This window comes from Halomonas sp. B23F22_3 (genome assembly GCF_043496965.1).
Classification (GTDB): domain Bacteria; phylum Pseudomonadota; class Gammaproteobacteria; order Pseudomonadales; family Halomonadaceae; genus Halomonas.
Map to the genome: position 1 here is coordinate 188,984 of NZ_JBIEKG010000007.1, position 13,750 is coordinate 202,733.

Below are 13,750 nucleotides of genomic sequence, written 5' to 3' on the forward strand. Positions count from 1 at the left end.
CCCCGGCCATCCGCGCTGCGAGAGCCGGCTAGGACGGCAGGTCGAAGAGCCGTCGGGCGGTGGCGGTACTCGCCGCCTCCACCCGCTCCTCCGACTGGCCGCGCAGCTCGGCCACCGTACGGCACACCTCGGTGACCCGCGCCGGCTCGTTGCGCTCGCCCTGATGGCCGGCCAGCGGCATGTCGGGGCTGTCGGTCTCCAGCACGTAGCCGTCGTCCGGCAGCGAGGCCACGGCGCGATGCACGCGCCGGGCACGCTCATAGGTCGTCGCCCCGCCGAGGCCCAGGGTGAAGCCGAGATCGAGAAACCTGTGGGCCTGCTCGGGCGAGCCGGCGAAGGCGTGGATCAGCCCACCCGCGGGAAGCGCCAGCTGACGCAGCCGTTTGGCGACCCGGTCGTTGGCCTGAACACAGTGGATCACCACGGGAAGCGCCCGCGCCCTGGCCAGACGCAGCTGGGCGTCGAAGAACGTCCATTGGGCGTCCCAGCTGTCGGTAAAGCGCGCATCGATGCCGCACTCCCCGATCGCCACGATCTCTGGATGACGATCCAGCGCCGCGTCCAGCGCCTCGAGGTCATTCTCCCGGTGCTCCGCCATGAAATAGGGATGCAGCCCCAGGCAGACGCCGACGTCCTCGCGCTTGCCCAGCGCCAGCACCCGCCCCCAGTGCGACCGGGTCGTTCCCGGCACCACGAAACGCGTGACGCCCACTGACCTGGCCCGCTCGAACACCGCCTCGCGGTCGGCATCGAAGTCGGGGAAGTCCAGGTGGCAATGGGCGTCGATGAGCATGGGGACAAGCTACAAGGAGCAAGGAGCAAGGAGCAAGATACCTTTGCTGCCTTGCTCAATGCGAGGGGCGCCGGGGGCGGGCCAAAGAGGAGGTCCTATGCCAAGGATGGCATAGGTAGCGCCCATGGAGGGGTTCACAGCGCCTCCTCGGTGGCCCGCCGCCGGACCAGCCCCGAGCGATCCGGCTAAGCGAAATTCGAAAATCTCAATGTTCGCGCGTCGGCTGGAAGCGGATCTCCGGCCAGCGCTCCTGGGTCATCTGCAGGTTGACCCGGGTCGGCGCGATATAGGTCAGGTAGCCGCCGCCGTCGATGGCCAGGTTGGTGCTGGCCTTGCGCTTGAACTCCTCGAGCTTCTTGGCATCGTCGGAGTAGACCCAGCGCGCGGTGTTGACGTTCACGCCCTCATAGACGGCCTCGACCTTGTACTCCTCCTTGAGGCGATGGGCGACCACGTCGAACTGCAGGGTACCCACGGCGCCGAGGATCAGGTCGTTGTTGTCCATCGGCATGAAGACCTGGGTCGCGCCCTCCTCGGAGAGCTGCTGGAGGCCCTTCTGCAGCGCCTTCATCTTCAGCGGGTCCTTGAGGCGCACGCGCTTGAAGAGCTCGGGGGCGAAGTGCGGGATGCCGGTGAAGCGCATGTCCTCGCCCTGGGTGAAGGTGTCGCCGATCTGGATGGTGCCGTGGTTGTGCAGGCCGATGATGTCGCCGGGCCACGCCTCCTCTACCTGGGAGCGATCCGAGGCCATGAAGGTCAGGGCGTCGGCGATCTTGACGTCCTTGCCGATGCGCACGTGGCGCATCTTCATGTTCTTCTCGTACTTGCCCGAGCAAACCCGCAGGAAGGCGATGCGGTCGCGATGGTTCGGGTCCATGTTCGCCTGGATCTTGAAGACGAAGCCGGTAAAGCGTCCGTCGTCGGCCTCCACCGTACGGGTATCGGTCTCCCGCGGCTGGGGCGGCGGCGCATACTCCACGAAGCCATCGAGCATCTCGCGCACGCCGAAATTGCCCATGGCGGTACCGAAGTAGACCGGCGTCAGCTCACCGCGGCGATAGGCCTCCAGGTCGAACTCGTGGGAGGCCCCGCGCACCAGCTCGACCTCCATGCGCAGTTCCTCGGCCTGGTCCTCGCCGAGCACCTCGTCCACCTCGGGATTGTCGAGCCCCTCGATGCGCCGGTCCTCCGGGATGCGGTTGCCCTGCCCCTGGGTGTAGAGGTGAATGGTGTCGTTGTAGAGGTGGTAGACGCCCCTGAAGTGACGCCCCATGCCGATCGGCCAGGTCATGGGCGCGCACTGGATGTTGAGCACCTCCTCGACCTCGTCCATCACCTCGACGGGGTCGCGGATGTCGCGGTCCATCTTGTTGACGAAGGTGAGGATCGGTGTGGTGCGCAGGCGACAGACCTCCATCAGCTTGATGGTGCGGGCCTCGACGCCCTTGGCGCCGTCGATCACCATCAGCGCCGAATCCACCGCGGTCAGGGTGCGGTAGGTGTCCTCGGAGAAGTCCTCGTGGCCCGGCGTGTCGAGCAGGTTGACGATGCGTCCGCCATAGGGGAACTGCATCACCGAGGTGGTCACCGAGATGCCCCGCTCCTGCTCCATCTTCATCCAGTCGGAGGTCGCATGGCGGTCGTCGCGCTTGCTCTTGACGGAGCCGGCCAGCTGGATGGCGTTTCCGAACAGCAGCATCTTCTCGGTGATGGTGGTCTTGCCGGCGTCGGGGTGCGAGATGATCGCGAAGGTGCGGCGCAGCGCGGTTTCGTGGGCGAGGGTCGAGTTGGACATTGCGTCTCGTCGCTGATTGATGCACATCCGGCCGGGGTTCGGGTGCCGGCCGGCGCGTGTCGGTGTCTATCGATGTCGTGTGGGGCGAGATTGTACCGTCAGGCACGGAGTCTGTCGCCGGTGGTGGCCCAGGCGACTCCACGATCGGCCGCAGAACACCGCCTAGCGCCGCCCCCATGGCAAATGAGCACTATACTGCTCTTAAATTGTCACTCGGCTTAAATATGAGTCATTTGCTGCGCAAAAAACACCACTTCCGCTAGACTGTGCGCAATACACTGCGCAAACACGTCACCATGCAAGGGCCTCTCATGCAGTTGACCATCCAGATCCATCACCGGGGAGAGTGGCACGACGCGGCCCTGCTGGAACTCCCGCATCCGGAGCGCGGCACGGCCGGCCCCGCCCGGCTGGGCTACCTGCAGGAGCATGCCCTGGCCTGGATGACCCGCGACGACGAGCACGCCTGCAGCCTGACCCTGCCGGTCGAGCTGATGATGCGCCACCACGGCGAGCGCTGGTTCGGCTTCCTCGAGGACATCATGCCGGCCGGGGCGAGCCGACGTTACTGGATCGCTCACCTCGGCATCCAGGACCTGACGTCGGGCGAGCAGGACACCGAACTGCTGCGGCGGGGCACCATCGCCCCGGTCGGCAACCTGCGCATCCGCGAGGCCGTGCCGCCGCGCCCTCCGGGCGGCACGCTGGAGACGCTGCGCTTCCCGCTGAGCGATGTCATCGAGCGCCACACCGACTTCCTGGAATACGCCCAGCAGATGGGCGCCGCCAGCGGTGGAGCCACCGGCGCCGGCGGCGAGGCCCCCAAGCTGCTGGTGCGACGCACGCCGGAGGACGAGGTCTGGATCGATACCTGGCAGGACGACCCGACGAACCTGGACCCGCACTTTTTGGTCAAGTTTCCCCGCGGCCAGCGCGGGGCCGATGACTGCGACATCCTGCGCACCGAGTATCACTACTACCGTGAGCTGGCCGACCTGGGCATCGCGACCGTCTCGCACGAGGGCCTGGCCCTGAGCGAAGGCGAGCGCTACCCCTCGCTATGGCTGCCACGCTTCGACGTGGAGGTGCGCGACGGCCGACTGTGTCGCTTCGGCCTGGAATCCGCCTATGCACTGCTCGGCGTGGCGCCGGGCACGCACCTGCGCCATGGGGCGGTCATCGAGCGGCTGGTCACCCTGCTCGAGGGCCAATACCGGGTCCGGGAGCTGGGCGAGCCCTTCGACCGGGAGGCGTTCGTGATCGAGTGGGTCAAGCGCGACCTGCTCAACGTGGCCTTCGGCAACTCCGACAACCACGGGCGCAACGCAGCCCTGCTCAAGCGCCCGGAGGGCATCTGGCACGCCCCGGTCTATGACTTCGCGCCCATGAAGGCCGACCCGGAGGGCGTGACGCGCACCACCCAGTGGGGCGCGCCGCTGGAACAGGGTGGAGAGTTCGACTGGCCCGCCGTCGCCCGCTCGCTGGGCGCGCTGGTCGCGCCGGAGCGACTTATGGCGGAGCTGGAGGCGCTGGCCGGCCGCTTGAAGGGCCTGGACCAGCGCCTGGCGGCGCGCGGCGTGCCGTCGGGGATCCTCACCCGGCCGGCGGTGGGGCTCGGTCATCTCGATCAACGACTCAAGCGCTGGGGACTGATCTCATGAAACGTGACGCCATGACCCCGGAGGCCCGCGAGGCCGCCCTGCTGGAGCAACTGCACCGGTTAATGCGCGGCGAGCTCAGCGAGGGCCAGGTGCTGCGCCACCTGCGCCGTGAGGTGCTGGGCATGTCCCAGGGCGACTATGCGGCGCTCGTCGGCATCAGCCGCCGCACCCTGTCCGACATCGAGCGCGACGCCGGCAACGCCTCCATGGCCAGCATGGAGCGCGTCTTTCGCCCCCTGGGCCTGAAAGTCGGCCTGCTGCCGCGTCACCCCGCCCTGCTGGCTAGGCTCGTCGAGGACGACGTCCAGGCTTGACGGCCAAGCTCGCGCCCGGCTATCCGGCTAGCGCGGGCTGCGCTCGATGATCTGCAGGGTCTTCTCGTCGAGGCCGAGGGCCTCGAGCGGATCAGGCACGCCGACGTGCTCGAGCCAGCGCAGCTGCAGGCGATAGGCCTGCGCCTCCAGGCGCCCTCGTGAACGGGACTCGGCGCTGGCCGAAGGAACGTCGGGCCGAGCGTCGTGAGGCCGCGCATCATCGGATGGCGCATGGAGTGGCGGCGCGTCGTGGGGATCGGCCGGCCGGAACCGGACCCGATGCACCTGGAAGTGGTGGACGAGTTCATGGAGCAGATAGCTCTGGTCGAGCCGGTCCGTGAGATCCAGGGCGACATCCAGGTAGATACGGCCCTCGGCGGGGTCATAGGCGCCCTTGATGCGAACGCCGAGGGGCTCCGGGAAATCGGGGAAGCAGCGCTGCTGCAGCGCGGCCTGGCGCTCGAACCCCAGCCCGGGCAGCTCGGGGGCCCGATCATCGGTCTGCTCGGCCAGCCAGGTGCTCTGCTCACGGAGGAGCCCCGCGATCGCCCGGGCCGAGACGTCGCCGGCCAGGGCGGACGTGGTGGCCATCGGCAGGACCAGCGCCAGCAGCAGGACGAGCCTGCGCATCCGGCACCCGCGGGCCCTCGACGTCCTTACCGACAGGGCAGCCGGGCGCGTCACTGAAGCGTGGGGGGTAAGGGACATCGACATGGCCTGGCTCCCGGGGAAGGCGGCGGCAGGCCGCGGCGTGCTCGACGATTCGCGGCCGCCACCTGGCCAGTCTAGCCGCCGGGCGCCGACGCCGCCTCGCCACAGGCATGGCCAGCGGCCGTCGAGAGCGTCATCCTGTCGGGGCAAGCAGACGATCCTGACCCATGGGACGAGGAGAGAGCATGTCGGCACGCGACGAGGCGCGCATCACCTTTCAGGACGCCGACGAGGCGGGACGCTGGCACGCCGTCAACGACGGCGTGATGGGCGGCGTCTCAGCAGGCGGCCTGCGGGCCGAAGGGGAGATTGGCGTCTTCACGGGGCGGCTGTCGCTGGATCACGGCGGCGGCTTCGCCTCGATACGTCGTGCGCCGCGCGCCGGAGCACGGGATGGGACACCGGGTCGGCCTCGGGAAGCCTCCCTGGAACAGGCCCTGGGCGATGCCCGCGGCGTTCGCCTGCGGGTGCGCGGCGACGGCCGCACCTACCAGCTGCGGCTGCGCAGTGATCGCCTGGGTGAAGGCTCGGCCTATCGCGCCCGGTTCGCCACCACGGGGGAGTGGCAGACCATCGACCTGCCCTGGGGCGCGTTCGAGGCCGTGCGTCGCGGCCGGCGGCTGGAGGATGCTCCGCCGCTTGCGCCAGACGAGATCCGCCAGGTGGGCTTGCTGATCGCCGACCGACGCGAAGGGGCGTTTCGCCTGGAGATCGCTGCCCTCGAGGCGCTGGCATGAGTTCACAAAGCACGCCTCGTCCCACCATGACGCTGGTCTACGACGGCCAGTGCCCGATGTGCCGGCAGTTCGTGCGCCTGCAGCGACTGAGCCGCGACGTCGGTGAACTGACGCTGATCGATGCCCGCCAGGAGAGCGCCGCCCGACGGGAGCTCTCCGAGCGCGGCATCGACCTGGACGAGGGCTTCGCCCTGCGCATCGGCGAGCAGTGGGTCCACGGCAGCGAGGCCCTGCATCGCCTGGCCCTGATGAGCACCGGCAGCGGCCTCTTCAACCGCCTGATGGCGAGGCTCTTCGCCTCTCCGCGCCGCACCGCCCGCCTCTACCCCTGGCTCTGCCGCGGCCGGTCCATCCTGCTGCGCCTGCTGGGACGCGGGCCCATCGACAACCTGCGGCACCGATGACCCGGCGGCGTTACCAGGCAGGCCCTACCACGGCAGAGTCTCGCCGTTGCTATGCCAGAAGCCGCCGCTGGTCGCAAGCGTCAGTGCCTCGATGCGCGCGGCGATGCCATCGGCGGCCTCCTCCGGGCTGATCAGGCCGCCGAAGTTCACCATGCGCGTCTGCACGTAGCCCGGGTGGAGCTGGGCCACGGCGATGCCGCGCGGCGCCAGGTCCACCGCCAGCGACTTGCCGAAGGCGTTCAGCGCCGCCTTGGAGGCGCGATAACCGTAGCGCCCGCCGGAGTCGTTGTCGGCGATCGAGCCCATGCGGCTGGTGATGTTGGCAATCTTGGCGCCCTCGCCCAGCCTCGGCAGCAGGGCCTCGGTGACCCGCAGCGGGGCGTAGGCGTTGATCTCCATCTGCGCGCGGATGGCGTCGAAGTCGAGCTCGCCCAGCGACTCGTCGTGGAGCCTGCCAGCGTTGTTGATCAGAAGATCCAGCGGCTGGTCCCCGAGGGCCTCGGCGAGGCGCGCCACGTCCGCCTCGCGGGTCACGTCGATGCCGTCGATGACCCGATCGGCCACCTCGCCAAGTTCGTCGGAGCCGGCACGGCAGGCGCCGATCACCTGCCAGCCTGCCCGGTGGTAGTGGCGCGCCAGCGCCAGGCCGACGCCGCGATTGGCGCCCGTGATCAGTACGGTGGAAGCCATGTTCTCTCCTTCGATGAGCCGTTCGTCGGGTTCGCGTTGTTCTCGCGCGCCCCTGGGGGGCCGAGCGGGATCAATCCCAGTCGGGGGCGAAGTCGGGATCGGCGATCCGCTCGCCGCGATCCAGGCCGGCAATGGCCTCGAGCTCCTCCTCGCTCAGGGTGAGGTCGAAGGCGGCCAGGTTGCTCGCCAGGTGATCGCGCTTGGTGGAGGACGGAATGGTCACCACGCCGCGGGCGCGGGTCCAGGCCAGGGCGACCTGGGCCGGCGTGGCGTCGTGGGCCTCGGCGATGCGCGCCAGGGTCGCATCCTCCATCACCTTGCCCACGGCCAGCGGCATGTAGCCGGTCACCGTCAGGCCGCGGGACTGGCAGTGCGCCACCAGGTCGCGATTGTGCAGGAAGGGATGCACCTCGACCTGGTTGGTCAGCAGGGCGTTCGGCCCGAGGATCTCCAGGGCCTGATCGACCTGGGCGATGGTGAAGTTGGAGACGCCGATATGGCGCGCCTGGCCGGCCTCGCGCACCTCGCGCAGGGCGTTGAGGTAATCGGCCATGGGCACTTCATCCTCGGGTGACGGCCAATGGATCAGCAGCAGATCGACGTAGTCGGTGCCGAGCTTCTCGAGGCTATCGTCCACGCTTTTCTTGAGCGACGCGGGCGCGAGCCGGTCGTGCCACACCTTGGTGGTCAGGAAGAGCGACTCACGCGGCACCTCGCTCTCGGCGAGGGCCGCGCCCACGTCCTGCTCGTTCTCGTACATCTGGGCGGTATCGATATGGCGATAGCCCAGCGCCAGGGCGTCGTGGATCACCTGCTTGAGGGTGTCGCCCTTCAGGCGGAAGGTGCCGAGGCCGGGATTGGGCAGCGGGGTCGTGCTCATGGGCTCTGCTCCTCGTGTCGCGCGGTGCATGTCGGGCGCGTCGCGCCGGTCCTGTCTAGGTGCGGGACCTTGCGTCGATTTCAAGGGGCGAGGTCTCGCCTACACTGGAGGCCAACGGCCCCGCTGGGGCGCGGCCGCGCTGCGAGGAGTCGGCATGGACCCCAATCATCGCTTCAACGTGATCTACGTGCTGATCGCCGTGATGCTCTTCCTGACGTTCCAGAACGTCTATCGCAACTGGCAGACCACCGACCCCATCCCCTACTCGGAATTCACCCGGCTCTTGGAGGAGGGCCGCATCGCCGACGTGCAGGTCGGCGACGATCGGCTCACCGGCACCTTCACCTCGCCCCAGCCCGACGGACAGACCGCCTTCACCACCAACCGGGTCGACCCTGACCTGGCCGAGCGGCTGGCGCAGTACGACATCACCTTCGACGGCCGTCCGACGAGCCCCTTCCTGACCGTACTGCTGTCGTGGTTCTTCCCGCTAGTGCTGCTGTTTCTCATCTGGTCCTTCCTGATCCGCCGCATGACCGGCGGGGGCGGCATCGGCGGCATGATGTCGATCGGCAAGTCCAAGGCCAGGGTCTACGTGGAGACCTCGACCAAGGTGACCTTCGAGGATGTCGCCGGGGTGGACGAGGCCAAGAACGAGCTCCAGGAAGTGGTGGCCTTCCTGCGCGACCCCGAACGCTACGGCCGGCTCGGCGCGCATATCCCCAAGGGCATCCTGCTGGTCGGCCCCCCCGGCACCGGCAAGACGCTGCTGGCCCGGGCCGTGGCCGGCGAGGCCGACGTGCCCTTCTTCTCGATCTCCGGCTCGGAGTTCGTCGAGATGTTCGTCGGGGTCGGCGCCGCCCGGGTGCGCGACCTCTTCGAGCAGGCCGCCAAGGCCAAGCCCTGCATCATCTTCATCGACGAGCTGGATGCCCTGGGTCGCGCCCGCGGGCCGGGCGCCATGGGCGGCCAGGACGAGAAGGAGCAGACGCTCAACCAGCTGCTCTCCGAGCTCGACGGCTTCGATCCCTCCACCGGCATCGTGCTGCTGGCCGCGACCAATCGGCCGGAGATCCTCGACCCCGCCCTGCTGCGCGCGGGCCGCTTCGACCGCCAGGTGCTGGTGGATCGCCCCGAGCGCCAGGGTCGGCTGCAGATCCTGCGCGTGCACATCGGCAAGATCCACGCCCTCGCGGCCGACGTGGACCTCGACCACCTCGCCGCGCTGACGCCGGGCTTCACCGGGGCCGATCTCGCCAACCTGGTCAACGAGGCGGCGCTGCTGGCCACCCGCCGCAACAGCGAGACGGTGGCCATGGCAGACTTCACCAACGCCATCGAGCGCCTCGTCGCCGGCCTCGAGAAGAAGAGCCGGCTGCTCAATGCCCACGAGCGAACGGTGGTCGCCCATCACGAGATGGGCCATGCCCTGGTGGCCGCCTCCCTGCCGGGGATGGATCCGGTGCACAAGGTCTCTATCATCCCTCGTGGCGTCGGGGCGCTGGGCTATACCATCCAGCGCCCCACCGAGGACCGCTTCCTGCAGACGACCAGCGACCTGAAATACCGCATGGCGGTGCTGATGGGCGGCCGCGCCGCCGAGCAGCTGATCTTCGCGGAGGTCTCCACCGGCGCCGCCGACGACCTCGCCAAGGCCAGCGAGATCGCCCGGGACATGGCGACCCGCTTCGGGATGGCCGACGAGACCGGCCAGGTGGTCTACGAGAAGGATCGCCACGCCTTTCTCGGGGAGCAGTACACCGTCAGCCAACCCCACGACTACGCCGAGGCCACCGCCCGGGAGATCGATCTCTCGGTGCGCCAGCTGGTCGAGGAGGCCTATGCCCTCGCTCACACGACACTGACCGAGCGGCGCGGCGACCTCGAGGCCGGCGCCGCCCTGTTGCTCGAGCGCGAGACGCTCACCGCCTCGGAATTCCCGCCGATGGCGCCGTCGCCTCCTGATGCTCCGTCGAGCCACTCTTGAGCCTCTGTCGAGAGCCCTCGTGGCCAACTCTCAAGCGGGTCGTGAGGCGCGCTTGAACCCCCCTTAAGACATCCTTAAGAAAGTGCCGCGATACTCCGCCTCCGCGCGCCAGGGCCTGGCCCGCCGGCCGGCGGCGCGACCGCCGATGCCCTGGCGCCGTCGGTGCTCGCGCGACGCGGCTTCCGGTTGCGAGCTGACTATTCGCACCCTATCATTCGCGCTCCGCTCTCCCCGCTCACCCCTCCTCCCGGGAACCTCCACTCCGATGTCGATGCTACCCCGACCGCACCACAGGCCCCGGCACCCCGCCCGGCTGCCTGGTCTTCTCGTGCTCGTGACGCTGGGCCTGCTGGCCGCCCCGCTGGTCCAGGCCGCCGCCGGCCCCCTCGCGCTCACCCACTCGCTTTCCGGCTTCACCGCCGTGACGCTGTTCCTGCTCGCCTACGTGCTGGTAATGGCCGAGGAGCAGCTGCACATGCGCAAGTCCAAGCCGGTGCTGATCGCCGCCGGCCTGATCTGGACGCTGATCGGCTGGGTCTACGTGCAGGCGGGCCTGCCCGACGCGGCCGAGGAGGCCTTCCGGGAGACCCTGCTGGAGTACAGCGAGCTGCTGCTCTTCCTGCTGGTGGCGATGACCTACATCAACGCCATGGAGGAGCGTCGCGTCTTCGATGCGCTGCGCTCCTGGATGGTGCGACGGGGCTTCAGCTATCGCTCGCTGTTCTGGATCACCGGGGTGCTGGCCTTCGCCATCTCGGCCATCGCCAACAACCTGACCACGGCGATGCTGATGTGCGCCGTGGTGCTCAAGGTGGCCGAGGGCGACAAGCGCTTCATCGGCCTGTGCTGCGTCAACATCGTCATCGCCTCCAACGCCGGTGGCACCTTCAGCCCCTTCGGCGACATCACCACCCTGATGGTCTGGCAGGCCGGCATGGTGGAGTTCGACCAGTTCTTCGCCCTGCTGGTGCCGGCGCTGGTCAACTACCTGCTCCCGGCCGGGATCATGAGCCTGTTCATCAAGAACCGGAAGCCCGACGCCCTGGAAGAGAACGTCTGGCTCAAGCGCGGCGCCCGACGCATCATCGCCCTGTTCCTGTTCACCGTGGCCAACGCCGTGGCCTGCCATACCCTGCTCAACCTGCCGCCGGTGCTCGGCATGATGACGGGCCTGGGGCTGCTGCAGTTCTTCGGCTACTACCTGCGGCGCAGCCTGCCGATGTCGCTGGAGCGCAAGCGCACCCGCTACACCCAGCGCGGCGACTGGAAGAAGCTCGAGCAGCTCGGCAGCGTGGTGCCCTTCGACGTCTTCACCCGCATCGCCCGCTCCGAGTGGGATACTCTGCTGTTCTTCTACGGCGTGGTGATGTGCGTCGGCGGCCTCGGTTTCATGGGCTACCTGGCGCTGCTCTCCGAGATCCTCTACACCGGCTGGGACCCGGTCTGGGCCAACATCGTGCTGGGCGTGGTCTCGGCGGTGGTCGACAACATCCCGGTGATGTTCGCCGTGCTCTCGATGGAGCCGGACATGTCGCTCGGCAACTGGCTGCTGATCACCCTCACCGCCGGCGTCGGCGGCAGCCTGCTCTCGGTCGGCTCAGCCGCCGGGGTGGCCCTGATGGGCCAGGCGCGGGGCAACTACACCTTCGCCACCCACCTGCGCTGGGCGCCGGTCATCGCCCTGGGCTACGCGGCCAGCATCGCCGTGCATCTCTGGATGAACGCCGAGGGCTTCTCGCTGCTCGGGTGAGGTGGCGACGCATCGTCTCTCCGGCGCCCCACCAAGCCGGAGAGACGCACTATGCTGAAGGGGTCCTCCGCGGAGAGCCCCGATGATGTATCCCAACCTTCCTTCCTGGCGCATCGTCTTGGGGATGCTGACCCTGCTGCCCTGGCTGACGGGCTGCAATCAGCACGCGACGCTCGACCTGATGCCCACCCCGATCATCTACCTCGATACGCAGCTTGACCCCTTCACCCACCTGACGGACGCTCACCGGAGCACCGTCGCCCCGGTCTTCTACGCCACGAATCGGTCCCCGCAGCCCGGCAGGGTGGCCCCCTACGGCAATCGGATCGACGCCGGTCTGCATCTGGGTCAGGCCGACGTGCGCATGGGGGAAGAGGCGATGACATGGAACGAGCTGCACCATGCCTCCCTCAACAACGGCCCGGTCACGCTGAGCCTGGAGGGCGTCGAGGAGCTGGGCTATCAGCCCCTCGACCAGCCGCTGGCCGGGGCGCAACTCAGCGCGGGACAGCAGCGTTTCATCGACGCCATCAACGCCCAGCTGGCGATGGCCTTCGACAAGGAGATCATGCTGTACGTGCACGGCACCAAGGTCGACTTCTTCAACAGCGTGGCCATGACCGCGGAGATCGATCATTTCGCCGGGCGCGACTTCGTCGGCGTTGCCTTCGCCTGGCCGTCCCATCAGAACATCCTCGCCTACCTGCTGGGCATCGACGTCTCACGAGCCCGGGCGTCCGCGCCCGCGCTGGTGGCGCTGATCGAGCTGCTCGCCGCACATACGGATGCCGAACACATCAACCTGCTGTCGTACAGCGCCGGCGGACGCGTCGCCTCCCGCGCCCTGGCCGACCTCCAGCGCCAGCATGCCAGCCTGTCCCCCCAGGCGCTGCGCGACCGGTTCCGGCTGGGCGCCGTGGTGTTCGCCGCCGCGGACGTCGAGGTCGATGCCTTCCTGCCGCGTCTCGCCGCTATCAGCCAACTGGCCAACCAGGTGGTGATCACGGTGTCCGACGACGACACGGCCCTCAAGGCCGCCGAACGCTACATGGGAGGCGGCGCCCGCACGGGGGCCCTGGTCGCCGAAGCCCGGGAGCAGGCCTTCATCGAGCGCGAGCACCTGGATAATGTCGAGATCATCGATGTCTCCCGGGGCAAGCAGGCACGCGGCTTCGACATCTCGGGACACCACTACTGGTATCGACATCCCTGGGCGAGCAGCGATGTCATCTTCCTCTTGAGGACCGACCTGCCGCCCATGCATCGCGGGCTGGAAGAGGCCGAGCACGAGACCCTGTGGTTCCTCTCTGCCGACTACCCGTCGCGAAGCCTCGATGCCGTATCGTCGGCCCTGGCACCGATCTGGCAGCCGCGCTGAGGTCGCCGCATCAAGGCCGTAGCGAGACGGGCGCGCTCATGGCGAGATCGGCCAGATCATCGAGGATCACGGTGCCTTCATAGCCTCGCACGCCGGTCAGGAGCTCGGCGCCGACGACCCTGCCGCGGATCCGTTCCGCTTCGATGGTATCGCCCAACTGGGGCAGCTGATCCGCTTCCAGGCAGTGGAGCAGGTAACTGCCTGGGGTGTAGCTGACGACGAGAAGTTGCATGGGGGTGCCTCCCTCGATGAGTCATCGGCATGAGTCTTGACCATGGAGAGAGGCCTGTCACTGACGAAACGCTGTGCGCGAATGCCCTCGACCCAAGCCATTGATCGTGCAGGCCCGGCCGGCGGTGTCGCCGATCGCGGCAAGGGGGGCTCGGTCGCCGGGGTGGCCCTGATGGACAAGGCGCTCGGCAACTGCACCTTCGCCACCCAACTGCGCTGGGCGCCGGGCATCGCCCTGGGCACGCGGCCAGCATCGCCGTGCACCTCTGGATGAACGCCGAGGGCTTCTCGCTGATCGGGTGAGTCGCCCGCCACGGGCCTAGCCTGGCGTCTTAAGAAAGCCATAAGGAACTCATGAAACGGTGAGTTCAGCAGGGGCCGCGCAAGGTGGCGCCTGCTGACCATCACGACACGGAGTT

Annotated in this window: 14 protein-coding genes; 8 read left to right on the forward strand and 6 right to left on the reverse strand. The window is 68.4% G+C overall.

All coding sequences use genetic code 11. The features are described from left to right. Positions 1 to 28: 28 nt before the first annotated feature. On the reverse strand, positions 29 to 793 hold the full coding sequence (locus tag ACGTNG_RS16965; protein WP_394797697.1) for a TatD family hydrolase: 765 nt from the start codon (positions 791 to 793) through the stop codon (positions 29 to 31). A gap of 205 nt (positions 794 to 998) precedes the next feature. Further along, a complete protein-coding gene (gene prfC, locus ACGTNG_RS16970) occupies positions 999 to 2,588 on the reverse strand; it encodes a peptide chain release factor 3 (protein WP_394797698.1) in 1,590 nt (529 codons plus the stop codon). 311 nt (positions 2,589 to 2,899) lie between these two features. On the opposite strand from prfC, the gene ACGTNG_RS16975 reads away from it, so the two are divergent. Further along, positions 2,900 to 4,249 (forward strand): type II toxin-antitoxin system HipA family toxin, encoded by a 1,350-nt coding sequence (locus tag ACGTNG_RS16975; protein WP_394797699.1) that lies wholly within the window; start codon positions 2,900 to 2,902, stop codon positions 4,247 to 4,249. After that, positions 4,246 to 4,563, forward strand: a complete 318-nt coding sequence (locus tag ACGTNG_RS16980) for a helix-turn-helix transcriptional regulator (protein WP_394797700.1) — start codon at positions 4,246 to 4,248, stop codon at positions 4,561 to 4,563. Before ACGTNG_RS16975 ends, ACGTNG_RS16980 begins: the two co-directional genes overlap by 4 nt. A gap of 27 nt (positions 4,564 to 4,590) precedes the next feature. Here ACGTNG_RS16980 and ACGTNG_RS16985 read toward each other — a convergent pair whose 3' ends face one another. Further along, complete coding sequence (locus ACGTNG_RS16985; RefSeq protein WP_394797701.1) at positions 4,591 to 5,193, reverse strand: DUF6647 family protein; 603 nt, start codon at positions 5,191 to 5,193, stop codon at positions 4,591 to 4,593. A 266-nt stretch (positions 5,194 to 5,459) separates the two neighbouring features. Between ACGTNG_RS16985 and ACGTNG_RS16990 the strand changes: the two genes are divergently transcribed. Continuing rightward, complete coding sequence (locus tag ACGTNG_RS16990; RefSeq protein WP_394797702.1) at positions 5,460 to 6,011, forward strand: CIA30 family protein; 552 nt, start codon at positions 5,460 to 5,462, stop codon at positions 6,009 to 6,011. Continuing rightward, positions 6,008 to 6,415, forward strand: a complete 408-nt coding sequence (locus ACGTNG_RS16995; RefSeq protein ID WP_394797703.1) for a DCC1-like thiol-disulfide oxidoreductase family protein — start codon at positions 6,008 to 6,010, stop codon at positions 6,413 to 6,415. The genes ACGTNG_RS16990 and ACGTNG_RS16995 overlap by 4 nt, the downstream gene beginning before the upstream one ends. A gap of 24 nt (positions 6,416 to 6,439) precedes the next feature. Here ACGTNG_RS16995 and ACGTNG_RS17000 read toward each other — a convergent pair whose 3' ends face one another. Then, positions 6,440 to 7,105 (reverse strand): SDR family oxidoreductase, encoded by a 666-nt coding sequence (locus ACGTNG_RS17000; RefSeq protein ID WP_394797704.1) that lies wholly within the window; start codon positions 7,103 to 7,105, stop codon positions 6,440 to 6,442. A gap of 70 nt (positions 7,106 to 7,175) precedes the next feature. After that, the gene (dkgB, locus tag ACGTNG_RS17005) at positions 7,176 to 7,985 is read right to left on the reverse strand and encodes a 2,5-didehydrogluconate reductase DkgB (protein ID WP_394797705.1); all 810 of its coding nucleotides are present in this window, start codon (positions 7,983 to 7,985) and stop codon (positions 7,176 to 7,178) included. A 154-nt stretch (positions 7,986 to 8,139) separates the two neighbouring features. Here dkgB and ftsH point away from each other — a divergent pair, with 154 nt between their 5' ends. From ftsH to ACGTNG_RS17020, 3 genes are all read left to right on the forward strand, one after another. Next, positions 8,140 to 9,972, forward strand: coding sequence for an ATP-dependent zinc metalloprotease FtsH (ftsH, locus tag ACGTNG_RS17010; RefSeq protein WP_394797706.1), 1,833 nt, complete (start codon positions 8,140 to 8,142; stop codon positions 9,970 to 9,972). A 265-nt stretch (positions 9,973 to 10,237) separates the two neighbouring features. Beyond that, the gene (gene nhaD, locus ACGTNG_RS17015) at positions 10,238 to 11,722 is read left to right on the forward strand and encodes a sodium:proton antiporter NhaD (protein WP_394797707.1); all 1,485 of its coding nucleotides are present in this window, start codon (positions 10,238 to 10,240) and stop codon (positions 11,720 to 11,722) included. A gap of 82 nt (positions 11,723 to 11,804) precedes the next feature. Beyond that, on the forward strand, positions 11,805 to 13,100 hold the full coding sequence (locus ACGTNG_RS17020; RefSeq protein WP_394797708.1) for an alpha/beta hydrolase: 1,296 nt from the start codon (positions 11,805 to 11,807) through the stop codon (positions 13,098 to 13,100). A gap of 10 nt (positions 13,101 to 13,110) precedes the next feature. Here the strand turns inward: ACGTNG_RS17020 and ACGTNG_RS17025 are convergent, their stop codons facing one another. Beyond that, entirely contained in the window at positions 13,111 to 13,332 is a 222-nt protein-coding gene (locus ACGTNG_RS17025) for a hypothetical protein (protein ID WP_394797709.1), read from the reverse strand. A gap of 81 nt (positions 13,333 to 13,413) precedes the next feature. Here ACGTNG_RS17025 and ACGTNG_RS17030 point away from each other — a divergent pair, with 81 nt between their 5' ends. Next, positions 13,414 to 13,605 carry a hypothetical protein gene (locus ACGTNG_RS17030; RefSeq protein ID WP_394797710.1) on the forward strand — a complete coding sequence of 64 codons (192 nt, stop codon included), beginning with the start codon at positions 13,414 to 13,416 and terminating at the stop codon, positions 13,603 to 13,605. Positions 13,606 to 13,750: the final 145 nt, after the last annotated feature.

Coding starts and splice junctions, on each gene's coding strand:
- ACGTNG_RS16965 (WP_394797697.1), bottom strand. CDS start 793: ATGCTCATCGACGCCCATTGCCACCTGGACTTCCCCGACTTCGATGCC.
- prfC (WP_394797698.1), bottom strand. CDS start 2,588: ATGTCCAACTCGACCCTCGCCCACGAAACCGCGCTGCGCCGCACCTTC.
- ACGTNG_RS16975 (WP_394797699.1), top strand. CDS start 2,900: ATGCAGTTGACCATCCAGATCCATCACCGGGGAGAGTGGCACGACGCG.
- ACGTNG_RS16980 (WP_394797700.1), top strand. CDS start 4,246: ATGAAACGTGACGCCATGACCCCGGAGGCCCGCGAGGCCGCCCTGCTG.
- ACGTNG_RS16985 (WP_394797701.1), bottom strand. CDS start 5,193: ATGCGCAGGCTCGTCCTGCTGCTGGCGCTGGTCCTGCCGATGGCCACC.
- ACGTNG_RS16990 (WP_394797702.1), top strand. CDS start 5,460: ATGTCGGCACGCGACGAGGCGCGCATCACCTTTCAGGACGCCGACGAG.
- ACGTNG_RS16995 (WP_394797703.1), top strand. CDS start 6,008: ATGAGTTCACAAAGCACGCCTCGTCCCACCATGACGCTGGTCTACGAC.
- ACGTNG_RS17000 (WP_394797704.1), bottom strand. CDS start 7,105: ATGGCTTCCACCGTACTGATCACGGGCGCCAATCGCGGCGTCGGCCTG.
- dkgB (WP_394797705.1), bottom strand. CDS start 7,985: ATGAGCACGACCCCGCTGCCCAATCCCGGCCTCGGCACCTTCCGCCTG.
- ftsH (WP_394797706.1), top strand. CDS start 8,140: ATGGACCCCAATCATCGCTTCAACGTGATCTACGTGCTGATCGCCGTG.
- nhaD (WP_394797707.1), top strand. CDS start 10,238: ATGTCGATGCTACCCCGACCGCACCACAGGCCCCGGCACCCCGCCCGG.
- ACGTNG_RS17020 (WP_394797708.1), top strand. CDS start 11,805: ATGATGTATCCCAACCTTCCTTCCTGGCGCATCGTCTTGGGGATGCTG.
- ACGTNG_RS17025 (WP_394797709.1), bottom strand. CDS start 13,332: ATGCAACTTCTCGTCGTCAGCTACACCCCAGGCAGTTACCTGCTCCAC.
- ACGTNG_RS17030 (WP_394797710.1), top strand. CDS start 13,414: ATGCCCTCGACCCAAGCCATTGATCGTGCAGGCCCGGCCGGCGGTGTC.